The sequence below is a fragment of the Priestia sp. YIM B13491 genome (genome assembly GCF_042787605.1).
GTDB classification, from domain to species: domain Bacteria; phylum Bacillota; class Bacilli; order Bacillales; family Bacillaceae_H; genus Priestia; species Priestia megaterium_E.
This window is the reverse complement of the sequence record NZ_JBHZOR010000012.1, coordinates 1-26,183: the sequence shown is the minus strand read 5'-3', so window position 1 is coordinate 26,183 and position 26,183 is coordinate 1. Positions and strand designations below refer to the sequence as shown.

30 protein-coding genes and 1 pseudogene are annotated in these 26,183 nt (G+C 32.4%); 18 read left to right on the top strand and 13 right to left on the bottom strand.

All coding sequences use genetic code 11. The features are described 5' to 3' along the window. Window positions 1-166 precede the first annotated feature (166 nt). Window positions 167-325: pseudogene (locus ACFX4E_RS24940) on the top strand (YdhK family protein); the annotation flags it as partial. A 150-nt stretch (window positions 326-475) separates the two neighbouring features. Here the strand turns inward: ACFX4E_RS24940 and ACFX4E_RS28260 are convergent. Together ACFX4E_RS28260 and ACFX4E_RS24935 are read right to left on the bottom strand one after the other, a co-directional pair. Then, window positions 476-559: a hypothetical protein gene (locus ACFX4E_RS28260; protein WP_471876883.1), complete on the bottom strand. Its 84-nt coding sequence runs from the start codon at window positions 557-559 to the stop codon at window positions 476-478. Window positions 560-631: 72 nt separating this feature from the next. Then, a complete protein-coding gene (locus ACFX4E_RS24935) occupies window positions 632-1,069 on the bottom strand; it encodes a ferritin-like domain-containing protein (RefSeq protein WP_043978945.1) in 438 nt (145 codons plus the stop codon). A gap of 413 nt (window positions 1,070-1,482) precedes the next feature. Here ACFX4E_RS24935 and ACFX4E_RS24930 point away from each other — a divergent pair, with 413 nt between their 5' ends. The 10 genes from ACFX4E_RS24930 to ACFX4E_RS24885 all read left to right on the top strand — a co-directional run bounded on the left by ACFX4E_RS24930 (window position 1,483) and on the right by ACFX4E_RS24885 (window position 9,199). Further along, on the top strand, window positions 1,483-1,848 hold the full coding sequence (locus tag ACFX4E_RS24930; protein WP_377259271.1) for a DUF3888 domain-containing protein: 366 nt from the start codon (window positions 1,483-1,485) through the stop codon (window positions 1,846-1,848). 174 nt (window positions 1,849-2,022) lie between these two features. Further along, window positions 2,023-2,208, top strand: coding sequence for a gamma-type small acid-soluble spore protein (locus tag ACFX4E_RS24925; RefSeq protein WP_043978810.1), 186 nt, complete (start codon window positions 2,023-2,025; stop codon window positions 2,206-2,208). A gap of 570 nt (window positions 2,209-2,778) precedes the next feature. Then, window positions 2,779-3,558, top strand: a complete 780-nt coding sequence (locus ACFX4E_RS24920) for a PH domain-containing protein (RefSeq protein ID WP_263034731.1) — start codon at window positions 2,779-2,781, stop codon at window positions 3,556-3,558. Window positions 3,559-4,188: 630 nt separating this feature from the next. Next, window positions 4,189-4,461, top strand: coding sequence for an AbrB/MazE/SpoVT family DNA-binding domain-containing protein (locus ACFX4E_RS24915; protein WP_263034730.1), 273 nt, complete (start codon window positions 4,189-4,191; stop codon window positions 4,459-4,461). 782 nt (window positions 4,462-5,243) lie between these two features. Beyond that, on the top strand, window positions 5,244-6,248 hold the full coding sequence (locus tag ACFX4E_RS24910; protein ID WP_377239098.1) for a DUF3231 family protein: 1,005 nt from the start codon (window positions 5,244-5,246) through the stop codon (window positions 6,246-6,248). Window positions 6,249-6,675: 427 nt separating this feature from the next. Then, window positions 6,676-6,837 carry a hypothetical protein gene (locus tag ACFX4E_RS24905; RefSeq protein WP_263034728.1) on the top strand — a complete coding sequence of 54 codons (162 nt, stop codon included), beginning with the start codon at window positions 6,676-6,678 and terminating at the stop codon, window positions 6,835-6,837. A gap of 126 nt (window positions 6,838-6,963) precedes the next feature. Continuing rightward, window positions 6,964-7,296, top strand: a complete 333-nt coding sequence (locus ACFX4E_RS24900) for a hypothetical protein (RefSeq protein ID WP_377239099.1) — start codon at window positions 6,964-6,966, stop codon at window positions 7,294-7,296. Window positions 7,297-7,430: 134 nt separating this feature from the next. Further along, on the top strand, window positions 7,431-7,835 hold the full coding sequence (locus tag ACFX4E_RS24895; protein ID WP_377239100.1) for an NUDIX hydrolase: 405 nt from the start codon (window positions 7,431-7,433) through the stop codon (window positions 7,833-7,835). Window positions 7,836-8,041: 206 nt separating this feature from the next. Then, a complete protein-coding gene (locus ACFX4E_RS24890) occupies window positions 8,042-8,461 on the top strand; it encodes a hypothetical protein (RefSeq protein WP_263034726.1) in 420 nt (139 codons plus the stop codon). A 450-nt stretch (window positions 8,462-8,911) separates the two neighbouring features. Next, on the top strand, window positions 8,912-9,199 hold the full coding sequence (locus ACFX4E_RS24885; RefSeq protein ID WP_377259268.1) for a 3-isopropylmalate dehydrogenase: 288 nt from the start codon (window positions 8,912-8,914) through the stop codon (window positions 9,197-9,199). 118 nt (window positions 9,200-9,317) lie between these two features. Here the strand turns inward: ACFX4E_RS24885 and ACFX4E_RS24880 are convergent, their stop codons facing one another. The 3 genes from ACFX4E_RS24880 to ACFX4E_RS24870 all read right to left on the bottom strand — a co-directional run bounded on the left by ACFX4E_RS24880 (window position 9,318) and on the right by ACFX4E_RS24870 (window position 10,586). Then, entirely contained in the window at window positions 9,318-9,668 is a 351-nt protein-coding gene (locus ACFX4E_RS24880; RefSeq protein ID WP_377259316.1) for an EVE domain-containing protein, read from the bottom strand. Window positions 9,669-9,753: 85 nt separating this feature from the next. Beyond that, on the bottom strand, window positions 9,754-10,146 hold the full coding sequence (locus tag ACFX4E_RS24875; RefSeq protein WP_263034723.1) for a rhodanese-like domain-containing protein: 393 nt from the start codon (window positions 10,144-10,146) through the stop codon (window positions 9,754-9,756). A gap of 20 nt (window positions 10,147-10,166) precedes the next feature. Next, window positions 10,167-10,586 carry a MarR family winged helix-turn-helix transcriptional regulator gene (locus tag ACFX4E_RS24870; RefSeq protein WP_377259265.1) on the bottom strand — a complete coding sequence of 140 codons (420 nt, stop codon included), beginning with the start codon at window positions 10,584-10,586 and terminating at the stop codon, window positions 10,167-10,169. Between the two features lie 304 nt (window positions 10,587-10,890). On the opposite strand from ACFX4E_RS24870, the gene ACFX4E_RS24865 reads away from it, so the two are divergent. Further along, window positions 10,891-11,907, top strand: coding sequence for a DUF3231 family protein (locus tag ACFX4E_RS24865; RefSeq protein ID WP_263034721.1), 1,017 nt, complete (start codon window positions 10,891-10,893; stop codon window positions 11,905-11,907). A gap of 316 nt (window positions 11,908-12,223) precedes the next feature. Here ACFX4E_RS24865 and ACFX4E_RS24860 read toward each other — a convergent pair whose 3' ends face one another. Both ACFX4E_RS24860 and ACFX4E_RS24855 read right to left on the bottom strand, forming a co-directional pair. Beyond that, window positions 12,224-13,060: an STAS domain-containing protein gene (locus ACFX4E_RS24860; RefSeq protein ID WP_377259262.1), complete on the bottom strand. Its 837-nt coding sequence runs from the start codon at window positions 13,058-13,060 to the stop codon at window positions 12,224-12,226. A 202-nt stretch (window positions 13,061-13,262) separates the two neighbouring features. After that, window positions 13,263-13,574 carry a hypothetical protein gene (locus ACFX4E_RS24855; RefSeq protein WP_377259259.1) on the bottom strand — a complete coding sequence of 104 codons (312 nt, stop codon included), beginning with the start codon at window positions 13,572-13,574 and terminating at the stop codon, window positions 13,263-13,265. 316 nt (window positions 13,575-13,890) lie between these two features. On the opposite strand from ACFX4E_RS24855, the gene ACFX4E_RS24850 reads away from it, so the two are divergent. Beyond that, entirely contained in the window at window positions 13,891-14,130 is a 240-nt protein-coding gene (locus ACFX4E_RS24850) for a hypothetical protein (protein ID WP_263034718.1), read from the top strand. 65 nt (window positions 14,131-14,195) lie between these two features. On the opposite strand, the gene ACFX4E_RS24845 is transcribed toward ACFX4E_RS24850, so the two are convergent. Further along, entirely contained in the window at window positions 14,196-14,384 is a 189-nt protein-coding gene (locus ACFX4E_RS24845; RefSeq protein ID WP_047933632.1) for a hypothetical protein, read from the bottom strand. Window positions 14,385-14,919: 535 nt separating this feature from the next. Between ACFX4E_RS24845 and ACFX4E_RS24840 the strand changes: the two genes are divergently transcribed. Beyond that, window positions 14,920-15,213: a hypothetical protein gene (locus ACFX4E_RS24840; protein ID WP_377259255.1), complete on the top strand. Its 294-nt coding sequence runs from the start codon at window positions 14,920-14,922 to the stop codon at window positions 15,211-15,213. A gap of 162 nt (window positions 15,214-15,375) precedes the next feature. Here ACFX4E_RS24840 and ACFX4E_RS24835 read toward each other — a convergent pair whose 3' ends face one another. Both ACFX4E_RS24835 and ACFX4E_RS24830 read right to left on the bottom strand, forming a co-directional pair. Next, a complete protein-coding gene (locus tag ACFX4E_RS24835; RefSeq protein WP_263034716.1) occupies window positions 15,376-15,549 on the bottom strand; it encodes a hypothetical protein in 174 nt (57 codons plus the stop codon). A gap of 241 nt (window positions 15,550-15,790) precedes the next feature. Next, the gene (locus tag ACFX4E_RS24830; RefSeq protein ID WP_377259252.1) at window positions 15,791-16,417 is read right to left on the bottom strand and encodes an Ltp family lipoprotein; all 627 of its coding nucleotides are present in this window, start codon (window positions 16,415-16,417) and stop codon (window positions 15,791-15,793) included. 1,372 nt (window positions 16,418-17,789) lie between these two features. On the opposite strand from ACFX4E_RS24830, the gene ACFX4E_RS24825 reads away from it, so the two are divergent. Beyond that, window positions 17,790-18,785: a DUF3231 family protein gene (locus tag ACFX4E_RS24825; RefSeq protein ID WP_377239024.1), complete on the top strand. Its 996-nt coding sequence runs from the start codon at window positions 17,790-17,792 to the stop codon at window positions 18,783-18,785. A 289-nt stretch (window positions 18,786-19,074) separates the two neighbouring features. Then, entirely contained in the window at window positions 19,075-19,713 is a 639-nt protein-coding gene (locus tag ACFX4E_RS24820) for a hypothetical protein (RefSeq protein ID WP_263036088.1), read from the top strand. Between the two features lie 581 nt (window positions 19,714-20,294). Here the strand turns inward: ACFX4E_RS24820 and ftsW are convergent. Continuing rightward, window positions 20,295-21,485 (bottom strand): putative lipid II flippase FtsW, encoded by a 1,191-nt coding sequence (ftsW, locus tag ACFX4E_RS24815; protein ID WP_377259249.1) that lies wholly within the window; start codon window positions 21,483-21,485, stop codon window positions 20,295-20,297. A gap of 656 nt (window positions 21,486-22,141) precedes the next feature. Here ftsW and ACFX4E_RS24810 point away from each other — a divergent pair. Both ACFX4E_RS24810 and corA read left to right on the top strand, forming a co-directional pair. Beyond that, window positions 22,142-22,339, top strand: coding sequence for a hypothetical protein (locus tag ACFX4E_RS24810; protein WP_098325101.1), 198 nt, complete (start codon window positions 22,142-22,144; stop codon window positions 22,337-22,339). 46 nt (window positions 22,340-22,385) lie between these two features. Continuing rightward, the gene (corA, locus tag ACFX4E_RS24805) at window positions 22,386-23,345 is read left to right on the top strand and encodes a magnesium/cobalt transporter CorA (RefSeq protein WP_377239026.1); all 960 of its coding nucleotides are present in this window, start codon (window positions 22,386-22,388) and stop codon (window positions 23,343-23,345) included. A 614-nt stretch (window positions 23,346-23,959) separates the two neighbouring features. On the opposite strand, the gene ACFX4E_RS24800 is transcribed toward corA, so the two are convergent. Both ACFX4E_RS24800 and ACFX4E_RS24795 read right to left on the bottom strand, forming a co-directional pair. Further along, window positions 23,960-25,423 (bottom strand): pyridoxal phosphate-dependent decarboxylase family protein, encoded by a 1,464-nt coding sequence (locus ACFX4E_RS24800; protein ID WP_377239027.1) that lies wholly within the window; start codon window positions 25,421-25,423, stop codon window positions 23,960-23,962. A 112-nt stretch (window positions 25,424-25,535) separates the two neighbouring features. Next, window positions 25,536-25,970 carry a GNAT family N-acetyltransferase gene (locus ACFX4E_RS24795; protein ID WP_047933891.1) on the bottom strand — a complete coding sequence of 145 codons (435 nt, stop codon included), beginning with the start codon at window positions 25,968-25,970 and terminating at the stop codon, window positions 25,536-25,538. Between the last annotated feature and the right edge of the window lie 213 nt (window positions 25,971-26,183).

The following is a 26,183-nucleotide window of genomic DNA, read 5'->3' as shown; positions in this document are numbered from 1 at the left end:
GAGCAGTAGGTTATTCTGTTTTATAGCTGTATATTTTATACTTGTTTAGTTAACATAGAGCCTCTTTTCGGAACACACGCCAAAAAGAACCCCTTGCACCACAAGGATGTTACTTCAGCTAAGCTTTTTCTCCATTATTACTTTGACTAATCTAGCTTAACAGAATCTAGAAGCAGACCATATGAAGGGTATGAAAGGTGCCAAAGCCACTATTGATTCAGCTGAAAAAACAACTGTGTATATGGTTGATTACACGCCAACTACTGGCGGCAAAAAAGTAAAAAATCATAAATGGGTAACAGAAAGCGAACTTTCTGCTAAATAATGATTGAGTAATTATTGTAATTTTTAGATGAGAGAGAAGCATCGGTATTGTAACAAACATATAAAAAGGAGCAAACTATTTGTTTGCTCCTTTTTGTATGTTATATCGTTTAACCTATGCAACTAATTTTTTAAACTCACCTGCACATTCTTAATCAAGACGGATATACTCCACCATCATGCCAACATTTTCTTCCTTTAAATAAGCATCATAACAGTAATTACAAGTAGTCATACATTCATTATTCTCTTATAGAAGTAAATAACAAAGAGATCAACTCACTGTTGATCTCTTTACGTACACAATTTAAAGGTTCGTGTAAAAATATAAAAACCATACAGCATGATTTTGTTCGTCTGCTGCAGCCCGTCGAAAGGCTTCTTTAGTATACACATCTTGTGCTTTATCTGAAATATCTAGATAGAAGTCTACCGTTTCTTGTTCATCTTCAATAGCAACTTGCAGCCCTTCTTTATAAGTATTTGGACACTTCTCTGAAACGCTGGCTTCAAACTGTTTACCTGTTAGGTTTGCATAAATTGTAGAGAATGTTTGATAATGCTTAATTTCGTCTTTTCTTATCTCTAGAATACGTTCACGCTCTTTTTTTGTGGGTGCAATCTTAGCTAGTTGCTCGTAACAGATAATAGCGTTATACTCCCCATTAATAGCTTTTTCAATATCATTAATTAAAACGGGATCAACTCTCATATAACTATAGGTTGGAAATTGAGGATATGTCATGTCTACCTCCTTATTCGAATCAAAATCTAATATAGTGTATGTTATAAAATCCTAAGAATAGAACCTTTTTAGCAATTGATACATTTACTAGATAAGTATAAAGTGTTGAAAGAAATATTATAAATAAAGGTATAACTCTACATACCTCCAAGAGAAGGCTATAAAAGCAGGATTAAACCTGCTTTTTTCTTTTATTCATACAACCTTGAGAAAAAACATGATGTTCATTCTAATTAATATCATGTTCTCCAAAAGTGAACATATATGTTCACTTTTAGTTAACATAAAACAAATTATCAGTACAAAAAAAGAAGGCGACTATATAAATGGTCGTCTTCTTTTTTAAAAGTTTCGTATCGTCCATATCTTCAAGGGGAAACTAGTTGAAACAAGTACTGAGAGGAGGGTAACGGGTGAAACGGTTAATGGTCGCTACAATTCTTTTCCTATGGTTAGCAGGCGGAAGGGCCAATTATACAGAAGCTGCTCCCCAACCGTCCATTAAGCAGAAGCATACAGATTTCTATGATGCCTTTTTGATGCTGCTGAATCCCTATGCGGAGAAAACGATTCGAACGAAATACCCTGATCGTAGTTACAGTTTGTGGAATGCAGATATTTTGAGTGTGAAGCGTGTATCTGGTGGGTTTTCAAACTATGATTTCGTGGTGAAGGTAAAATACGACACATTTACAGGTCCGCATAATCCACCTGAAAGCCCTGTGATCATCACATTTTCGGTAAAAAATGAGGTCAAGGTTCTAAAAGTTGAAGGATAACAGTTGAAAAAGGCTTTAGAGAAGTTGTTCTTCAATCTTTATATTCATATGCATAGGATATACAAATTCATTTTACATAATCACAATTATCGGCAATCATATATTCCTTAAAAGCTTTTAGAATGAATAGTTAGGAACCCTTTGGGAACGTTAATTCTTATGGAGGTGATCGTAATGAATAACAACAAACAATCAAACAAAACTTCTGCAGGAACAAATGCTGCAAAAGTAAAACAACAAAATCAAAATGCTGCATCTAACAAATTTGGAACAGAATTTGCTAGTGAAACAGATGTACAAGCAGTAAAACAACAGAATGCTCAAGCAGAAGCTAAGAAAAATCAAAATGCTGGGCAATAATACAGAAAAGTTTTGAGCAAACTACTCAAGACGCCGCGAGGCATCACTCATGAAACCCAATTACGTAACAGAAAAGACCTACCTCTTTTGACTGGGAAGAGGTAGGTCTTTTCTGTTTTTAAGTTGTATACGCTATTCATTTTTAGTTAACATAATGGATGTTCTAGGCACTTAAACATTCAGTCTGCTAATTTATGTCACTTTTTATAAAATCGATAAAGTTAAATGCAATGTTGGAAAGTTCGTCTTTTTCTCTTATACATAACGAAATAGGATTTTTCAAATTAACTTCTTCTACATGTATAATTGTTACTTGCGTTTGAACTAAATGCTCATTCACTTCAAGCGAGGAAACAAAAGTATCTTCATATCCTACAATCACAGTTCTCGTTGTTTCATTCAATCCATTAATTTGATAAGTTCTCTTGATTATGTAGATATGAAAACTATTTATGTCTATAATTAATAACTGAAAAAAAGAAAAAAGCTAATATCTATATAAATAGTTTATACATATTAGCCGGAAGAGGGATTCTTTTTAAAGAGTTCTCTAAGACGGAGGTTATTTTAATGGGGTTTTTTGACAGAAAAGTAATTTGTGGAGTATGTGACGAAGAAGTTGGTTTAAATAGATATAAGTTAAAAAAGTCAGATGCCTGGATTTGCCCTAAGTGTTTAAAAGAGGCCGGTGGCTTAACAGTAATAAATGTACGCAAATCTACTGTTGAGGAAATTAAGGAGATAATTAGTGAAAAGAGAGCAGCTCAGGCTGAAAGATTAAGTGGAGATCCTATGTCCACAGCAGAAGGAATGTATAAGTACTGTAAAGATAATAACTTTGGGTCAGGGTTTAACGAGAAATGGGCGCTTAAACATTTTGGAGTAATAGAAAATAATTTAATGCAAGGCGAAAAAGTGTTCATGACTTTTATTGGTTTGCATAACTATATATCTACTACTAAACACGATAATTTTTATGGCTACGCCATTACAAATAAACGCATAATGTTTGCCCAGAAAACTATTACTGGTGAAAACTTTAAGGCGGTAAACTATGATAAACTTAACGATGTAGGCTTTAAAAAGGGTATGGTTTACGGTATTGTAACAATTGATACTTTAAGCGAAATCTTTAACGTAGCACTAGATAGAGGTTCTGCTGCTTCTATAAACAGCCATATACATAAAGTATTAGATGGTGTAAAAGTTGTAGATATGGCTCCGCAGCCTCAAGTTGTTCATACCACATCTGCTGCTGATGAAATTAAAAAGTATAAAGAGCTTCTCGATATGGAAGCAATTACTCAAGAAGAATTTGATATGAAAAAGAAAGAACTATTGGGATTATAATTACTTTTTACTTTAGCTAATAACTATAAAAGAGACAAGATGTTAAATGACATCTTGTCTTTTAGCTTTTATTAATAAATTTCGTGTTTAAAATATAATTTTATAAAAACTAAATCTTTCATTACTGGTCTTTCTTAGAATATAAAATCATACTTATCTAATTAGAGTTTATACGGCCTTAATTTTATATTGGATAATCATTTATATGTAAAACAAAAGTTAATTTCCTCAGAAAGCGTTTCTCTGTATGTCAAAATCGTAGATTAACTTGGTTTTTATTTGTAAATGATTATGGTGAAAAGGGTTCTATTTGTCGTCATTAAGTGTAAATAATGAAACTAATAATTTTTATAAGATGTTTTACGATTTACTTATATACTAAAGTTAATTTTAAAGAGGTTTTAAATAACTTGAATAAGTTATATTTCTAATTACTACATCAGGTTAAACTAAAAATGCTGATTGATTTAACAATTTCCATTATAATTCTTTCATGCAATCTTTATTTCTAACCTTATCATATTGAAATATCTTCCCTTACTTAAAATGTAATATATTACTAATGAAAACAATAAAAAGCATATTGTACACTTGATGGGTATGTAAATAATATTTTATGGAGGTTTTAAATTGAAAGCTACTGGCATCGTTAGGAAACTAGACAACCTGGGAAGAGTGGTCTTACCCATCGAACTAAGAAGAACATTAAATATTAAAAAGGACGAACCTGTTGAAATTCTTGTAGATAATGAGAACATTGTGTTGAAAAAATATTCACCTAATTTAGCTTGTAAAGTGACAGGTGAAGTTTCTGAAGATAACCTAATCTTAGCAAAAGGAAAAATAATTCTAAGCCGTGAGGGAGTAAAGCAATTGCTTAGAGAGTTAGAAGTAAAGTTATAACTCAAATATGAAGAATGAGAGTAGACTCTTTTCGACTTTCATACCTTGTCTTTTAATTAAAATGTTGTTTTCTTCTTTATGCAGCTCTTTATACATCCTTGATATTACTGGTTCTTCCCAAGATCCAGGTGGAAGGAGAATGCATAAAAAATCTACGTTTTATACATATGCTTGTACGGAAAAAGTAGTATTTATCGGAAAATTGTGATAATATTTATTTGCAGCTATCTTTCCGTTACTTTTTATGCGTTCGAACCCTGTGAAAAAGCTATCTCGCTTCCACTGCCGAGGTAGCTTTTTCTTTTGTTAAAGATAATAATTACTTTAGCATCTTTTAATAGATTTAAATGTCTTATCCATAAAAGTATATATTTTTAGTTATCATAATGTGAGTTATCAGAAACAAAATAAGTTTTATAAAAAATAATCACATTTTATGTTTCATTTTCGATCAAAGGGGTAAAGTATCGTGATGGATTGGAATTTTACAAGAAACAGTCTTTTTAGATCTGTTTCCTTTTTTTATTTAAGAGTATAAAACGAATGATAAATAGCAAATTGAGCAAACTACTAAAGTCAACGTAATCTGTTCTTTATAAGAATAGATCATAAAAAGCCTCTGATATGTGTCAGTGGCTTTTTATTATTTTAAGCTGTATATGATTCAAATCTTTAATCAACATAATCGACGTTGTACCAAATCACATGCTAAAAATCTTTTTTGGTAAGAAAAAATTCATATCCATTAATGAATTAGTAAATATTATCCATGAGGTGATCATATGGATAAGAATAAATTAAAACTCACATCTTCCGAAATAGGCACGCTATGGGGAGAGTATGTAAACGGAACAATGACAGATGTAGTAAATCGATATATGTTCTCTATTATCGAGGATGAGTCAATAAAGGCTGTTTTTGAAGATGCTATCAAGACCTCTGCAAGACAAAAGAAACAAATTATAGCTTTTATAGAAAACGAAGGGTTTCCAGTACCAATTGGATTTACTGAGTCTGATCTCAATAAAGGCACCCAAAGATTATTCACTGATATATTCTGCTTGAATTATTTACATATCATGACGTTACACGGCTTGCTAGGACATACAACCTCATTGGGTGTTTCTGTCAGAGAAGACTTACGCCATTTCTACGATTCATGTGATAATGATGCAAAAAAAATGTACCATCAAACGATTGAACTATTACTTGAAAAAGGGGAGTTTCAGAGGGACCCTTATTTTTATCCTACTAAGAATCCTGAATATATTTCTAGCCAAGATTTTTTGGATGGTTTTTTCGGAAAAAGCAGACGCTTAACAGCATTAGAAATCATAAGTATTTCTTTCAACCTTAAAAAAAGCATTATGGCTAAAACCCTTTCTATTGGATTTAGTCAGGTCTCTCAATCAAAAGAAGCAAGAAAATTTTTAGAGGATTCGGAGAAAACAGCTGATGAGCAAATACAATCCTTTTCAAAAATAATGCACGCAGATAATTTACCCGTTCCTAAATCGTGGGAGACAGAAGTAACAACTTCCACAGATTCTCCTTTTTCTGATAAATTAATGATGTATCATATTGGTTTCTTATTCCAAGCTGCACAAGCGTATCATGGAACAGGTTTAGCGTCAGCCATGAGAACGGATCTTGTAGCTACTTATGAAAGCATTATTCTAAAAAATTTAATGGTCACCAAAAAATGGTTTGATATTATGGTGAAGAATAAATGGTTAGAACAGCCACCACTTGCTCCTAATAGAAAAGAAATTGCAAAAGAAAAATGATAAAGAAATGAATACAAACGAATCTATTCAGCAAACTAATCAAGATGCAATAGAGCATCAACTGAACATCTATATTTTAACGACTAGAAAAAACTACCTCTTTCCCGATGGTGGTTTTTTCCCTTTTTAAGCTGTATAAAGTCTACAAACTTAGTTAACATAGAGTACTTTATAAGCGCAAAAAAAGGCCTGAGTCATTTAGAAACGGGTCCTTTTTGATTTGAGTATATAAATTCTTTTACTTCTACAATTGAGAGACCTAATGATAAGCTTCTTTCATAAGACTTATCCAGTCCTGATCAAGCCTACTATCTTCTTTTCTTAGCACTCACGATTCCTCCAACTTTCCTAATCGGAATTAATTAGCCTCTTACATTTAATAACAAGCCATTAGGAATTGATACTATTAAATAAAGAAGTAGAAGAGATGGCTAAACAACGAATTGAAATCCATAAAAAGCGAGTGAAGTTATCTGAAGAGTTGGAAAGTAACTGGGATAATAAAGAACTCCAAGATAGAATCATCGAGTTAGAGGAAGAAAGGCAAAAACTCAAGAAAAAAATTGAAGATTTACAGGCTAACTTTTAAGCATCCTTTCAGGTTGCTTTTTTAGAGGGGTTCCGGAAAGATATATGTTATACAGTAGAAAAGAGGTGACCTGTTAATCTTTGGCGAATTAAGGAGAGGAAACAAATAGAGAAGGAGGACTTAATAGTGAAAGAATTAGTCATTAATGATGTTGTATTTGATGTAAAATACCTTACTACGTCTACAGCCAGCAAAGAAGAAGTGGGACTTGAAAAAAGAATTATTAATAATGGAAAAATGACTAAGGGAAGAGATCAAATTAAGTTTTCATTTTCTGTTTTGGGTAAACAAGATTATCAATTATATGATACCTTTTTTGAGAATACTCATTATACTGTTGTGATCCCTGAAACGAGTGAAAGATTTATAACTCATAGTGTTTCGCATAGTACATTTTATCAAGGCGTTGAAGTAACAGATAACACAGAAGTGGTATTTAAATTTACACTTACCAAATAAAGTGATTACCTATGTTTAAGCTCACGCTATAACATTTTTTAAAGAACTTGCTTAAGATTAAAATCCAGTTTGATTAAGTTCTATTTATTAGAAACACCTGTATGCCTACAATGTTTTTCTAAGGGGAGATCTCAGTGAGTAAGTGTAGTGGTTTTGCAATAATTTGCTTAAATAATAAAGATGAATTATTAATGGTCTCCCAAGAGAAACCCAACACACCAAAGCGTTGGTCTGTTCCTTCTGGTGCTATTGAAGACTATGAAAGGCTTGAAGATTGTTGTGTTCGAGAAATGTGGAATCAAACAGGTTATCAAGTAGAGATAGTAAAAAAGATACAAGAGAATAGGGCAACTACCTATAATGTTGAAGTTCACATGACCTATTTTGAAGTTAAGGTATTAGCTGGAGAGAAGAAAGTTCAGATCGTAGACTCATATTGCTGGCAACCGATATCTAAAATTAATCATTTGAACATGTTATTTGAAGATGAACGTGAGGTTGTATTAAATTATATAAAAAAGAAAAAACAGTTCATTTAATCTTGCTCAAGTATATTGTTTTACCTCTATGATCCGTCTATCCAATACCATAAAATTTTTGTTGTAGACAGAAAAGCTCCTGATTAGGTATCAGAAGCTTTTCTGTTTTTAGTTAACATAATCACGATTCTAAACACATGCAAAAATCACTTAGATATGATATCGTAAGTATAAAGATCCATTAATGAATGTAAAGGAGTTAGAACATGGATACTAGTAGAACTAAATGGCTTCCTGTTCCTTATTTTCAAATCAATGAGGAAGGTACAATTCTAAATGTTTTACACATAACCCATTCATATTTTCCTCCTACATCGAATATATGGACGATCATTTATAAAGAAGACCGAAATAAAGCCATAGTAATGTTTTCAAAGAGTCCTAATTCTCATCCTATAACAAAACAGCTTATTTTACAGACAAGTAACAAGTTATTTGGGAATTTTAAATGTACGATCCAATGGAAAGATGGTATAGGTCACCTAGTATGTACAGAAGTGAAAAGTAGTAAAGTTCTTGCACCTTTATCTATTCAAAACTCTTTAGTCAACACTCAAAAACGGTTAGAGGAATCAGAAAAACATTTAAATAAAGTTGCTAAAATAGTAAGCCTAAAAAAACACTAATTATTTTTTCCTCACATGAACTTTTTTGGCTTTAAAGGTGTATTTCAAATAGATCTTTAAAGCCAGAAAAGTTCATTATAAGTTCCAAAACATATTGTTTATAAAATGTGTTTTGATTTCTATGATAAGGGGATATTATTAAGCTGGATTGAATTTTCAAGAAACACTCTTTTTTAAAGAATGTTTCTTTTTTTTGATAATTATAGACCGAATCATAAACAGTAAATTGAGCAAACTACTCAAGATGCAATGAGGCATCACTCATGAAACCCAATTACGCAACAGAAAAACCTGCCTCTTTTGACTGGGAAGAGATAGGCTTTTCGGTTTTCTAGTTACCATAAAACACGTTATAAGAAGCAAAACTTTCACATAGAATTTTATGTTAAAGTGATATTAAATATTAGAAATTTTAACCAATTAATAGTCCCTAGAGGAGAATTGAAGAAAATGGCTAATTTTTTCTTAATACTTATCAGCTTCTTTATTATCATTGCAAATATCGTTGGATTTATTTCCTACAAAAAAAAGAAAAGTCTATACTATGTTGCTTTTATAATATTAATACTGGCAGCTTTATTTGGTGGAATAGGCGGTATATTAGCACTGTTGATTATTAGAGACGCTTTTGCAATATTTTATGGTTTACAAGTTGGATACTATTTACTTATAAATAGCACAATTGTTCTGTTGATGGCAGTTATAGCCACAGTTATAAAAAAATACAAAAATAAATGAAAAATTTACTTTTGAAGATTCATATATTATACATTTGTAGTCACCATAATGTGCGTTATCGGCAATAAAAAAAGGCTTTAGATTTTTCTATAGCCTTTTTACTCATTTGGTACATATTCTAACTTATCATTTCATTTCGGATGATCTTAAAATCGTTTTCACTTATCTCTAAATGACCCAATCGAAAAGAATAACCCCAATACCTTTTATTTTTAATGAAAGAGAGCTGCGGAATTAAAGGATGAATGGATGTTTCTGTACAATTCATAAACTCTATGTTTCTTCGAAAGGGGATAAAACCATCTTCCATATCAAATTGAAAAATATAATCATCAACCACTCGTCCTAAGGCTGTAAATTTTTGATGAGGAGCACTTTGCTTTTGCTTAAACCATATCTTTGGAGAATAATAAATGATCCAATCGCCTTTCTTCATCTTTTTTAAAGGAGCTTCCTTGCCATGGCACAGTTAAGCAAACTCACCATCAACACTCTTCATCACATGATCTCAAGAAGCCACTCCAATTCAATACCTTATGTTGTTTGCATGTACGTCAACACTCACAATGATCGGATAAATGATTATCTAGAGTTAATGTTGAAACAGGAAAGTTCATCTCCTGCCATGCCGCAATTCCTCCCGTTAACTCTTTTACTTGATATCCTTGTTCCAATAAAAACTTGGCTACTTTAGCAGCCGTATTGCACCAAACATCCCAACAATAAACGATAATCTCCTTGTCTTTTGGAATCTCATCTAAACGATTGACTACTTCTTGTTCAGGTATGATATAGGCATCCTTAATGGTTACACTTTTTACCTGCATAGGACCATTTCTAACATCGAGTAAAAAGTATGTATCTGGATTCATTTTCTTCAATTTCATATAATCCATAGGGCTTATTGTTGCTTGAAGACGTGCATTAAAATAATCAAGTGCATTCACCTTGTATAACCTCCTGTTTTCTACAGTGACTTCCAAATTCTAATCAAAAAATCTTTTAATAATTGTCTTTCTTGCTGTTCTAGAGGGGCTAATACCTCTGATTCGATATGGGTTAGAAACTCCCAACGTGAATTCAATACTTCTTTACCTTTTTCCGTAATCAACAGACTGTAGGATCTTCTATCATTAGGGTTCTTGGTTCTTTCCACCAATCCTAACGTTTCCAAATGATCAATATGACTGACCATAGTTGTTCGATCAATTTGTAGGTTTTCAGAAATATCTTTTTGTGATGAATAGGGCTTTTCCTCAATAAATAAAAGAACCCCATATTGTCTGGAATTGATGTTGAAGGGGAGCAATCCTTTAGAAAATTTATTTTCCATTTGTTGAAGAGCCTTCCCAAGTAAAAAACCATAAGATTGATTCCATTTGTTCAATTATTTATTCACCTCTTTATATTATCAGTAAAATATATAATCATTATAACTGACTAAATTTTAGAAAACAAGCATTAATTATTTATAATGGCAACAGTGAACCATATTAAAAGTAATAGTATGTAGTTTACATAAAACATCTTATGGAAAGCTATAGAAGTGAAAAAACATATTTGTTTCAATATACTGGACCAATGACAAGTAACTTGAATCAGATTATATATACTCATAAAAGGCATAAAAATAGCAGTTTTCTGCAAATGATATAGTGACAACCTAAAATATCAATTGGAGGAAACTGCTCATGACTGAACATAACACAAAGCTTACGTCAGCTGAAATAGCCTGCACATGGACTGGCTATATGAATGATAGTATGTCCAAATGTATACTTGGTTATTTCTTAAAACATATCGAAGATAAAGAAATTAAATCGATTGTTCAAATGGCTTATGACCTTTCAGCTGTTCATGTAGAAAAACTTCGTGCTTTATTTCAAAAGGAAGGAATCCCTCTTCCTATAGGATTTGCAAACGAACATGATGTGAATAAGGATACGGGTCGTTTGTACACCGACACCTTTATTCTTACATACATTAATCACATGGCAAAAGTAGGGATGCTAGCATTTAGTGGGTTTCTATCCATGAGTGCTCGAAAAGATATACGATTATATTTTAAAGAGGGGCTTCAAGAGGCCTCCAATTTATATGATGAAAGTTCAGATATCGCCCTTTCGAAAGGCTTATTTGTTCGAGCTCCTTATATTGCTTACCCTACTCAACCGGATACTGTAGACAGCAAAAGTTATCTTAGTGGCTTTTCGTTTTTTAGCAAAGAGCGTCCTTTGAATGCCATTGAAATATCTCATTTATATATGAACATCCAAACCAATATCATCGGCAGTAAGCTAGCTCTTAGCTTTGCCCAAACATCTCAACGCGAAAAAATTCAAAAATGGATGTTAAGAGGGGCTGAAATCTCGGAAAAACATGTGCAGATTTTTGGCAAAGCACTGTTAGAAAATCATATTCAGCCACCGGTTCCACATGATATTGCGATTAGTGACTTAACGACACCTGTCTTCTCTGATCGACTAGCGATGTTTCAGATGAGTTTTTTGAGCGCAGCAGGAACAGGTAACTATGCAACTGCAGCAGCTGCAAGTCAACGAAGTGATCTCGTTATCAATTATGAAAGGCTATCACTTGAGATCGGTCAATATGCGAAAGATGGAGCTGATATTATGATCCATCATAAATGGCTTGAACAACCACCTGAAACACAAGACAAAGAACAATTAACTAAGAAAAAAGAATAATCTTATATTTTTAGAACAAACTACTCAAGATGGATTGGATCATCACTATACGACAACCTTTCGAGAAACAGAAGAAGCTACTGTTAAGCCCAGTAGCTTCTTCTGTTATGTAAACTGTATATGATATACATATATAGTTTACATAACCAAAATTATTGGTAATATAGTAAAGCAACCCTAGAGTTATAACTCTAGGGTTATCTTAGTAACGATTACTCAGATATAATCCTCTTTATGTACTTTTTTAAATACGATTCTAATTTTCTAAACTTGTCCGTATGTTTATGGTTAGAGAAAAACCCTTTACTTATTCCTCCTACAATCGGTTCAGTTCTAAATACTCTTTTAAAGTTTGCTGTAACGTTCCTTTGGCTTCTGCCCTATCTTCAAAGGAGATTCCTGAGTGAATCATTGTTCGCACCAAGTCAGCACGTAAGCCTGTAAGAATAGCTTTACTTCCCATCATTGAAATTCCAGTTAACACTTTCTGAAAATGGTCAATAACATACATTTCCATGTTAGCAATTCCAGACAAGTCTATAATTAATGTTTGAATCTTTAAATCTGAGATACCCATCAATACTTTCTCCTCAATTGTTTGGATACGATTGAGGTCAATCATTCCGATCAACGGCAGTACAGCTACGGATTGGCTAAGTGGTATAATGGGCACCGATAGATTTTCAACTAAGTCCCTTTGGGAGGCAATTAATTCATCTTTATACTTGGAATAACTAATGAGAAAAGTGTTAAGAAATTGATCAATCCTATCATTAGTTCGTTTCTCTAAGGCAAAAAATTCTTCACGGCCATTAAAATAGTCATTTATTCGATCATATTGATAGAGAAAATGCCATAATGTTCGCCTAATGGCCTGTACCCATTCTAGCTTGAAGGCAAGAGTTAAGGAGTGCTCTGCCCAGGCTATCCCTTCTTGCTGAGCGAAAGCAATGAGTTGTTCTTCTTTTTGCTCCACGACATATAGAGATAACTTTTGAGCATTTTTTAAAAGATCAATATTTCCCGTTTCTAAAATGTCATTAATCTTGGAGGCTACGTTAACTGCCTCTGATAAGAGTTTATCCTGGAAGTTCTGTTTGTTATCTTTAATAAAGTCGGTCATTTTCTCTCTCTGATTATAAATATTCTCCATTTTGAATACGCCCCTTATTTGTTTACTGATTATTGTTATCCTTAATTAATCAATATCTCCAAATGAGTTATTATTTATTTTCATGCCTTGTACTACTTCCACTAAATATGTTTTAAATAAAAGAACAATAAGACTTTTATAATGAATCTTTAAGCCTGGATATACCCATGGTCGTGCCCACTTTTTTCAACATGGTAAAGGATCAATGGAGGTTATTTCCATTGGCTGCTATCCATTCAGATAATTCATCAAAAATTTTCTGAACTTGTTCTTTATTTAACGTGTCAGCATTCTCCCATGCACTAGAAATATAAATCTCTAGATGATCAGGACAGGAAATGGATTCAGTAATAAGGGCTTTATAAAATAAAGGATTACCGCCTTTATCTACTTCACCCTTGCATCTATAGTTTTCAAACTTCCAACCATCTTTTGTTTTTTTAAAATGATAAAGGTCCTTATACCCTAACAGAGGACTGTATATTTGCATTTTGAATCTAGATGCACTACTCAACTTCAGATACCTCCTACCTCCTCAAAAATCTCATTTTCAAATGAGATTCTTTTTATCTTCACCCCTAAAACATATATTTTATTTACATCTTTTATACCATATCTATCTGTAATTCCCAACTATGTTGAATTTGTCATATATCTCCTAATCCCAATGTAACATTACATTTTTTTGTTTTTTTACAAATTTATTTCAATTTTAAAATCTTCATTTCAATTATTGAAGGTAATAACCTATGAATATACCCTATGTTAAAATGTATTAAACTTTAATTTGTAAAATTTTTTAAAATAGTGAGAAAGGGGTTTGCTGATACATGACAATAATAAAAATTAAGGAAATGTTAGAAACGTTATTACGATATGAAAATAGTGATATCACTCATACCTTTTGTAGTGAAAATCATACCTTTTCTCTCAGTTATTCTAAAAAACTAAAGAATTTTCAAGTAAAGAATATTGAAACGGGCCATATTGAACATTTTCCTGATGAGGAGACTACATCTTTAGCTTTGTATAGAATAATAGGTATTGTGGAAAAAGAAGTCACTGAGTAATAATCCATTTTAAAGTTTACATAACAAGTATTATAAGAATCCATAAAAAAGAGAAGATCCTATTCTTAATCTTCTCTTTTTCTATATTTCAATTGTTCCTCTTTATAAATAAAATTCATTATTAAACAAAATACTGCTACAAGCCAACCAATAATAGGAGAATAAATAAAAACATTTGTTAAGAACAATCCTCCACAAATGGAGATCACCGAAAACATTAATAAAAAAACGTTAGTACCTTCATTTTCATTCATATAAAACACCTCTCTAATTAATCAGCTAAGTGAAAAAATAAAAACTTTGAAAGAATTCCATAATATTTTCTAAGCAAAAAAGGACATTTCTTTTATGCCCTGTTCCCTCGTATCAGCCCCACCTACGCTAAATACAGCCACTCATGCCATCCAACCTACACTCAGTATAATTGAAAGCGTTTACAAAGTAAAGTAATTAATAAAATATTCTGTCTATTTTTTACTATATATAACTTTTCTATTACAAATAATACTAAATATGATGAGCAAATTACATAAGATGTCGCCCAACATTGACACATACAACTAAATTCTTTAACAGAAAAAGCTTACCTCTTTTGACTGGGAAGAGATAGGTTTTTTCTGTTTTATAACTTTATATCTTATAAACGTTTAATTAACATAAAACGGCTTTCCAGAACACATGAAAAAGGAAAATCTTTGGCGTAGAAGGATTTTACCTTTTTGAGTCCAAGTAAGATAATAATCGTGACTTATAAAGCAATTGAAGGATGCAGAAATGGAGGGAGGTAAATTGCCTAACAGAGAGTATCCATACTATTTTATAAAGTTAGGTACATTATATTACGTATATCATTCGTATAAGAACGTAAAAAAGAAAGAGGTATCCAGTTACGAATTTACTAATGATGAATCGTTAGCATTTCCCATTGATGAAGAGTCTGCTAAACAATTGGCAGATGAATGTGGAGGTCATATTGTAATGAAGAATGCTACGTTTAATGATTATATTAGCCAAGGAGAAAGATGGAGTAATTTTATAGATAACAAAAAGAAGAACATATGGAGAATCTATATCATTAATTGAATGATAAAACCTTTTAACTACTATTTATTTTGAAGAAAAAGTGTCTATTTGTCGTATAGCCATTTTGATTCGCTTTCCAATAGGTAACCATTCCCGAATAAATAGAACGCTCTAAATCCATTAAAAAAACCATGTTGTCCTCCTATAAAAAAGGCGTAACGATTAATTTTCGTTACGCACATATTTTTTATGGTATTCTTCTATCACTAAATCAAAAAATTCTTTTTTCGTAATATCTAATGCCTGTACTACTTCTTGTAATTTATCTCTAGTCTCCACTGCTACATCAGCCAAGATTCGGACTTTAGGTTCTGCCATATCACGAACAACTCCCATCTATATTACCTCCTATCTATTCTAATATGGACGTACGTACTTTATACAAACCATTTTTAAAGAGAGCCGAAGCTCCCTTGTTAAATTGGATATGTATGCTTATTTTTTGAAAGATACTCCTTTAATAATGAAGGCCGCAATGATGACTGGTACAAATAAAATAGATAAGACCATATATGCTTCTTTACTCATTTTTAAGTCCTCCTATAAAAATGGAGGGGAAAAACCCCCTCTTTATTTATTACAATCCAAGTGTATCAACTGCGTGTGTAGCTTCTTCACGACTGAATCCGTCAAACGTTAATTGTTCAATTAATCCACTTCTTGAAAATGATGTGTAGTCAAGATAGTCTTGACCTTTTTTAACTGCTTGTTCTTTCCAATCAACCGTAATATTATCAACTGCGAATGTAGCTTCTTCATTACTGAATCCGTCAAACGTTAATTGTTCGATAAGTCCTGAATGAGAAAATGCTGTATAGTCAAGATATTGTTCAGCTTTTGAAATTGCGTTTTGCTGTGAAAGACTTACTTCAGGTTTAGCCGGTTCTTCTTGTACTGGTTCTTCTTGTACTGGTTCTTCTCGCACTGCTTCTTCTTGTTTAGGTTCTTCCTTTGGTGCTTCTTCTTCCGTTGCTTCTGCCTTCGTTTCTTCTACCTTCGGTGCTTCTTCTTTCGTTGCTTCTGTTTTTGTATCTGCCGTTTCTGTAACGGCTTTTTCTTCGGTTGCTGTTGATTCGGTTGCTGTTGATTCGGTTGCTGTGTCTTCCTCGCCACCGCTTGCAATTGCCGCAACGATGATAATTGCTAATGCCCATACCCAAATTCTTTTGTAGAATGGTTTTTTTGCCTTTTTCATTTTTGTCATGATGTAGTTCCCCCTAATTTTTTTGAATATCTCGACTTTTTCTATTTTGAATTCGAGAAGTTAGTCTTATATATTTTTTACACGCTTAATAATGTATCACATCTAAGTGACGTACGAACCCGTTTATTTCCAAATGATAAAAGTAAAGCTCGTAATGTAACTTTTTATTCCTAAAATAATTTTCTTGGTAAAAAACCCCTATACGCGTTATGTTTACGTTTATTGATACACTACTTCGATATAGCCAGTTGCACACTGGTTTAGAAAGTGCATCACATCGCCATTCATGAAGTCAATTTTTACTAAGGTCATGCGTACTTTCTCTTGTAACTCCACGTCTAATCCTGATAGGGGTACCGCCAGCAAAATGCATATTTTCAACCTGTATATCGTATACAACGTTAGTTAACATAATCAACATTTATCAGAAGTAACAACCTTAACTTAAAACAAAATTGCTCCTATTTTTTAATAAACAATGTTTCAACAATGCTACAAGATGTTTCATTTTCTATACATAAATGTATCAACTGTTATAGAAGCTAATTCTCATGGTATACTATCGAATAACGACAAAACATTGTATATGCAATATGTTTTGTTCATTTTCTGCATTGAACGAACAAAAAACCACTGTTTAGGTCCAGTGGTTTTTTTGCTTTCAAAATTGAATATGTTTTTATCATTTGAGCAAACTACTCACGATGTGCAAAAGCATCAAAACTAACTTCTAATTATGTCACAGAAAAAACTACTGGTCCCTGATGAGCCGGTAGTTTTTTCTGTTTTTTAGGTGTATATGATATATATCTTTAGTTAACATAACCGGTATTATTGGTAATAACACAAAGAAGAGGAAATTTTAAGCTTTCCTCTTCTTTCTATTTCTAAAAATGAAGCTAGCTATAAGTAAAACCCCAAAAAATATCGTTAAATCAAAAGTTAATGGATCTCCTGCTAGGTTTGTTTCATCGACAATTATACCTTCTTGAAACAATAAAACTGCTGCAATTATTACAAAGAATAAAGAATTGAATAATATATAGCTAGTTTCTTTAATTTTATTATTTTAAAAAACTACATACACGAAGTTACATACTAAAAGAAGAGTTATTAAATAATAAACCGGTCTAAAAAGTGTAAAAGTATCCCCAAGCATTGATATGTTCCTCTCTATTCATTATCCTATTTTTTAAATCAATATATTTCCATTTTATCAAATAATTAACCTTATTTCACTATGTGTATCATATATAACCTTAGTTCCCATAATGTCGTTTATCGGAAATATTGGAAGAAAAGCTAACTTGTATGAAAGCTTAAAAAGAGGGGAAACTAAGAAAAATTAATTTTTATACGGAGGAACAGAACATTGCAAAAAAAGAATCAATTAACATCTCCTGAAATTGCAAATCTATGGGCGCATTATACCCGTGAAACATTATCTGTATGTGTAAATAAATATATGCTTCATACGATCCAAGATTCTGAAATACATAGCCTTTTTCAGACAGCCATTCAATATTCACTTAATCATATAAATACCTTAAAAGCCTTATTTGAAAAAGAGAAGTTTCCTATTCCTAACGGATTTACAGAAGAGGATCTTAACTTAGAAGCTCCGCCTCTATTTACAGACATTTTGTGTCTCCAATCCCTTTATATGATGAGTACACATGGCCATAATGAAATGAGCCTTTCTTTTACGACTTCAATACGTGAAGATATTGTAGATTTTTATTATCAATGCAACCTTGATGCGATGGAGATTTATAAGAAATCGAAGGACCTGCTTATTTCAAAACAACTTTATCAGCAACCACCTACTTATATAACACCTAATAAGGTGGAAATGATTGAAGAATACCACTATGTAACAGATGTTTTTGGTGAAAAGAGACCGATGAATGCCATAGAAGGTGGGCATACTTATTTTAATTTAAACAAAACGTTCATTGCGAAAGCGATAATTCTTGGCTTTTCGCAAGTTTCAAAAAATCAAAACGTACGAGTGCTATTAGAAAAAAGTCTACAAGTAAAAAACAAACATATTAAAACATTTTCATCTCTATTAACAAAAGAGAACCTTCATTTACCTAAATCGTGCGAAACAGAAGTTACAGATTCTACTGTTTCTCCCTTTTCAGATCGACTCATGCTTCTTCAAACAGGTTTCTTTTTTGGTGTAGCCGTAACTTATTACAATGCAGCCCTCATCGCGAGTATGAGAGCTGATATTGCAGCACATTGTGAAAAGGCAGCCCTGAATAGTTTATGGATATATAATCGTATTGGAAAAGATATGATTGATAATCAGTGGATGGAAAAACCTCCTCAGGCAGATGACCGTAAGAGATTGGAGTGTTAGACAAACATTCTCTGTGAATACTATATAGTCAATAGAGCCATACTACAGGTGGTGTAAATCATCACTCCGTATAAAGTTACATGCAAGTAGAAAGGACTACTGTTCAGGAGCAGTAGTTTTTTTATTTTTAGCTATAGTCAATACATCTTTGATTACCATAATCAGCATTCTAGGAACTACTATACTGTAAACATATATTGAAACTTCTTCCTCGTTAAGATGGTTATTTCGTTTAGTTCTGTAAAAAATAGGCAATACAAACAAGGAACAAGAAGGAGGAATAATCCATATGAATAAAAAAATGATAATACTCTGTATTTCATTAGCTGGAGCTTTAACTACAGGATCTCTTACAGGTTGTTCTAATCAAAATGATTCATCCTCAAACACACCACAAAAAGAAAGTAACTCTGCAGAAAATAAATTAAATTTACAACGGTATTCCAAAGACGCTGATAGTAAACAAGATGAAGATTTTGATCTAGTGGGAACTTTAGAAAAAGAAACGAACGATGAGTTAACACTTGTTATTGATGATAAAAAGGTAAAGGTACCTAAGAGTAATGTGTTTAAAAAGGAAAAAGGTACACCTAAGAATATTGATGGAAAACAAGTAAATATAGAGATTAATGCTAAAAATCAAAATGCAGAAAGTTTAGAGTTAACTCCTCAGGCAAAAGCAGATTCAAATGGTATATACGAAAAAGACGCTGATGGAGATTACAGTATAATTGGAAAATTAATCAATGAAACCGATAATGATGTAACAATAGAAGTGTCTAGTGGAAAAAAGACTTATAAAAAATCTAAAGACTTTGAGCAAGATGACGACAATATGCCTGGAGATAGTAAAAATAAAGTTGTGCGATTAGAAGTAAAGAAGAATGATGAAGTTGAAAGTCTCGAGGTAGATCCAGAGGATCAATAAATGGAATAGAGAATCTAAGTAGCTTATTTGTTTTACCTATAATGTATGTTATTTTCTTTTTGAAAAGGGTGAGAACCAAATAAGATCATGCTAATTCTTAAAGTGAACACTTTTCCTTTTTCCAAACTATTTCGTTGGATATAGGCGCCCTAATAGGCGTCTTTTTTTGCACAAAAAAGGCAATTCACTACGTTTTCATGAATATAGATAGGAGAATAATAAAGAAAGGGAAGGTGTGAATGATAAGAAAGTTATCTATTCCTATTTTAACTTTAGTGATACTATGGACAATTATTCTCTGCTTAGAAAAACAAGTTATGGTGGCCTGTTTTCTATGGATCGTTTATAGCGCCTTACAGTTTTTTCGAAGAAAATAATTTTTATCTTCTAAATAAGATTTTTAGGCAAGTATATGAATAGTACATAAGAGAATTTCTAATAGACCTTTGAATTCCTTTAACAATACTACAAACTTAACCTCCTTCTATAAACAAAAGACACTGGCTCTTAACCAGTGTCTTTTGTTTATAATTTTATTTTATGCTTAATAAATTTTATAGAAATGTCGTTTATATAAATCATTAGACCCTTTTCAGTTCCCTTGGATCTGTTACTTTGTTTTTGTATTTCTTTTCAAATTTATTAAACATGGATATATTCGCTAGTACTCCTACAGCAAACAGAAGCAATGTAAGAGAAGAGCCACCATAACTTACAAAAGGTAACGTTACACCTGTGATAGGAAGAAGGCCCGTTACTGCTCCTAAGTTAACAAATGCTTGAATGCCAATCATAACCGAAATACCGATAGCTAATAAGGCACCAAAAGGATCGTTGCATCTTTTTGCTATTTTTAAGCCTTGTAAAATAATAAAAAATAGCAATCCTAACACAAGCAGTACTCCCCAAAAACCTAATTCCTCAGCAATAACCGCCATAATAAAGTCTGTATGAGACTCAGGTAGATAACCAGCCTTTTGAATGCCTTGTCCTAATCCTTGGCCTGATAGTCCCCCAGTACCTATAGCTAGGTAGGAGTTAACCAATTGGTAGCCGTCTCCTTGCTGATTTGCAAAAGGATGGAGAAAACCAGTAAAACGAGCTAAACGAACAGGAGAAAAAACGGTAGCCATCTGTCCTGTTACTAATAACACGATTAGCATAATAATTACACCTATTACTCCCAATAAAGCAATCTTTAGCATGGATTTCCTAGAGATACCTGAACATAAGACAATAGCTGCAACTGTACCTAAAATAAGGAGAATTCCACCGTAATCGGGTTGTAAAGCAATTAAGAAACAAATAAAAAATACGATAAGAATAGGTGGAATAATAGCGCGCTTTAGATCATTGATATACTCTTGTTTATTCGCAAAAACAGCCGATAAATATACGATGATCGTTAGTTTCGTAAATTCTAGTGGTTGTATTCTAATCGGACCCAGTATAAGCCAACTTTGTGCATTTCCCGCGGTATGTCCAAAAATAAGGACCAATGCAAGAAGTGTAATCACTGTTATTAATAAGATTTTTAATACTTTTTTCTCTCGATAAATTTTATAGGGAATAAAGGCAGAAACACAGAAAAAGAAGAATCCTGCTATAAGAGCAAGTTTTTGCTTTTGATAAAAATAATCCCCTTCAACACCGTAACGACTAACCGCCGTAACCATACTAGCACTGTAAACCATGACTAAACCGATGAGGCTTAGAACAATTAAGGCTGCAATAAATTTGTAATCATAACATTTTACTATTTTCTTAAACATAAAAACTCCTCGTTCCTTGCAAGTGTAAGAATCTTATTTTTATCATAAAACAAAAATTCTTAGTAGATTATATAGAGTAAAAAGAACACTCAATAGTATAATAACAGTTCCTCGTGCTTTGTTCTTTCCGACGATATAATCATTTATACCATGTAAGAGAAAAGATACTGAAACCATAAGAACGGCTATATTGTACCAGTAATCGCTATCAAAAAGCCAAGCTATACTCATACAAATAAGCAATACAATCAACGTTGCATTTCGAATTCGATTATCAATAAAAACTTATGCATATTTCATAAAAATCTCCCACTACTATCTCTTTTATTATATATCGTTACGTTTTATTCTTTCCTCTCCGTCTCACCTTATTAACTTATACACTTCTTAGACGTTCCTGTTTTTAAGATTAATAATCCTCTTTCTTCCAAAAAGTTAGGACATATAGAATGTTTTGGTATATAATAAGTTGTTTTGTATGTTTTAATTATAAACATTAGGATAAGGAAAACAATAAAAAGCAAATCCTTTCTTTTTTATGCTATTCGTTATTATATAGCTACATTGATTTTAGAACTTTTTGTCCCTGATTAAAATATGAAGAGAGACTTATTTAGTAGTCTCACACTTAAACGTGAGAAATAAGGAGAATTACTATGTCATTGACTACTACAGATAATTTCTTTCATTTCTTAATACTAGATATCATTCTTAGCTTCCTCCTGCTTTGTTTTATTATTTTTATAGATAAATATTTTGGAAAAAATAAAGATACAAGTGAAGAAAAGAGAAGAAAGTATCAGAAAGATTTCATTGCCTTGTTAGCAGTTGGATTAATCGTTTATTTTATGTAACATACTATAATGTATAGAATCGTTAATCACATGGAGGAGCAGCAGCATGATTCGAACAATAGCTATTACACAAGACCTACATGTCAAAGAAGATGTATCCCTTGCTCACTTATCTGACCCTTCAATTAAGTGGTTTTGGGTAGATCTTGCCTCTCCATCTGAAGAGGAAGCAAAAGTCTTAGAGACGTTTTTCCACTTTCACCCTTTAGCTATAGAAGATTGTCTTCATTTATTACAACGTCCTAAACTTGATTATTATGAGGGATACAGCTTTTTAGTTCTTCATTATCTAAATAGCCACACATTAGATGTTGAAGAAGTAGACGTATTTATCGGAGACAATTATTTAGTGACCTTTCACTTTAAACCATTACTTAGTATTGAAACCGTACAACAACGTCTTTTACAACATCCTAGTGGATTTAATAAAGGAGTGTCCTATATTGCCTATGCGGTTCTGGACCAATTAGTGGATGATTACTTCCCAATTGTGTATGAAATTGAGGATAAATTAAATGAAATTGAAAGCAAAGATGCCAAAAAGTCAATTGCTTTACTAATGAATGATGTTTTTGATATCCGAAGTGATTTATTAAAGCTCAGAAAAACCGTTCTTCCTATGCGTGATCTGCTATATCGAATTATTAATTCAGAGCGTTTACATATACCTTCAGAGCAGAAAGCCTATTTTAATGACATCTACGATCATTTAATAAAATTAACAAGCATGGTGGAAGCCAATCGAGATATGACATCAGATATGAGAGATAATTACCTTTCACTCAACGCCAACCGAATGAACTCTATTATGATGACATTAACAATTATCTCGTCTATTTTTATCCCTCTCACCTTTGTTGTAGGGTTATATGGGATGAACTTTGATCATATGCCTGAACTTCACTGGCACTACGGATATTATATTGTTTTAGGAATTATGGCTTTAATGACAATTGGCATGATTCTTTGGTTTAAACGAAAAGGCTGGTTTAACGTCAATAAGTAGTAGGATTTTTTTCTATACATAAGTTTTTAGTACTTTGAGCAAACTACTCTAGATGATGGATATCATCATCTCACCTAGCATAACCTTTGAAAAAACTTCTGAATAGGCACAGGAGTTTTTTCTCTTTTTAGACTGTATATTTCATTGAAAGCTATATTAACTATCTCACTCATTATACTTTCATCATATTTTCACTTTTCTTTTTTATAATGTACTTTGTAAAGAGAAAACTAATCTGTTCATCAAATATAAATCTTAAAAATCGTATGATTAGTTAAGCTCACTTTGCTAATCATACGATTTTTTACTATGTGAACTATGAAAAATAAAAAGATAATCATTCAAAGCAGTACATACCTAACTCTTCTTAACCAAAAAATATTTTTCGTGAATCAATGAATAAATTTATTTATAAAGAGCAAACTACCCAAGACGCCGTGAGGTATCATAGAATGATCCTTCAATCCTTACGAGGACAGAAAGAGCTACTGATCCCTGTTCAGTAGCTTTTTCTCTTTTTAAGCTGTATAAGATATACAAAGGTAGTTAACATAATACCAATTCTAGGTACCAATTATGTTTAATTAATTCCTCAGTAATTTTTAAAAAAATTTCTACTTTAAGAGTGGGTGTTCCTTGCAATGCTCAATATAAAAGTCATCAATCTTTTTAAACACTTGTTGAATAGTTGAAGACGAAATAAAGGGATTTAATAAAACTGCCCTCAACCAACGTTTTCCTCTATAAGCAGGTAAGGATAGAAACACCTGCTGACCTTTTAACAAATATTGTTGCAACTTAAGGTTTAATTGATCTTGATGTTTTTGACCATACTCGTTTAAAAGTAGTCTAAAACAACATATATTGGTAACTGATTCACCTGATAGCTCCAAATAAGATCGTTTCTTTACTTCTCTTGTAAATTCTTCAATAAGTGTAAAACCTTGATTTATTAAATCCTCATATCCTTTTAAACCAATATGCTGAAGAGATAGATATAATTTCAGAATATCGGCATGTCGAGTACCTTGAACGCTTATTTCTCCCAAATTAGTAAAGTCCGTTTCATTCATGTAAGGTGCTGAAATACGAAAATCAGTTTCCAACAAATGATGGTTTTTAAATAAAACCATTGCGCATGTTTTGGCGACATACATCCATTTTTGTGGATTGAATGTAATCGAATCTGCTTGTTCAATCCCCGATAGAAGTTCCCTATGTTTTTTTGAAAAGACAAGGGCTCCACCATAGGCTGCATCTACATGAAACCAAATTCCGTATTTCGTTGTTATTTCTGAGATAGTCAGTAGAGGATCAATACTACCTGTAACAGTTGTTCCTGCCGTAGCTACAACCGCAAAAGGTTGCTTTCCTTCTTGAATGAGAGTAGTAATCTTTGTTTCTAAGTCTTTCGTATCCATTTGGGAATTAGGATTACTTTTTACAGGAATGACACTAGATGTGCCTAGCCCTAGTAGCATGGCAGCCTTATGTAAAGAAGTATGGCTTGCTTCTGAAACCAAAATGACAGGTTGCTTTGTTAAAGAAGTTAGTCCGTTCTCTTTTACTTGGAGGATAGAATTCCTTGCAACTGCCAGAGCCTGAAGATTAGCAAGGCTACCCCCACTTGTTATAACTCCGCCAGCATTTGGTCCTAAACCAAACATTTGAGTAAGCTGTTGAAGTACTTGAACCTCCATTTTAGAAAAGACAGGAGACATTTCAAGGCTTAGCATATTGTTATTAAGGGTAGTCGTTACAAACTCACTCAAACAAGAAATTAACGTAGGAATGGAGTCCATATGTCCCATATACCTTGGGGTTAAAGGATTCATAGAGTGCTTTAATATGGTCTCTAACTGTAAAAGAAGCTCTTCTGTGGAAATACCATCTGAAGAAAATTCATTAAAGAGTTTTTTCTTACATTCAGGAGAAAGAGGGGGATGATCTCCTGAATTGCTTGCATAATCAACTACCAAATTTATTACTGCATCAATAAGTATCTTGACTTCCTTAACATTTTTGCCGTTTGGATCAATAAAGGAATCAGTTGGAAGAACGCCTATTTTCATCATCATCACACTTCTTTCCTAGTAGTCTAACTATTCTAACAATAAGAGGGGGAAATGTGTATACCATATACGAAGTTAGTTAACGTAATGTTTTTTATTGGTAGGAAAAGTACTTGAATTAATTCAAGTACTTTACAAATAGAACCTTATCTTGATTGTCTTTATTCCCCTGTTCAATTTCAAAACCCATTTTAGTATGATAAGCAATTGAAGCTTTATTCACAGGAGAAGTCACACAGCGAACAATATTGCGGCCACTTTGTTTAATTACATCGAAAAATTGATTATATAGTTGTCTCCCAATACCTTTTCCCCTGTACTCCGGATGGATTCCAACAAAATGAATGTATGCTTCATTCGAATAAGATTGAGATAAGAATCCAATTAAAAAGCCTATGATTTCACCTTCTTCTTCAACAATAAAGCTAGTATTTTTAAAATGATCAAAAAAAAGCTTTGGCAACAAGTCAGACATTTGCCTTCCATTCCACCAGTCGTTGATTAACGGAGATATTACATAATAATCTGATCCTTTCACTAAACGAACTGTCATTCTGATCTCTCCCTAATTTATTTATGAATTTACTTAAATTGATGCTATCACAGGAAGAAAATGCTATGTTGTTCTTTCTTATTTTTTACTAATGAATGCTAATATGAAAAGTGAATAGAATATACAAAATCAGTTTAGTCGGGTAAGCGAGGGGCATCACTGCCCCTGACTCCCCTAAGAACCGTACGTGAGCCTTTCAACTCATACGGCTCA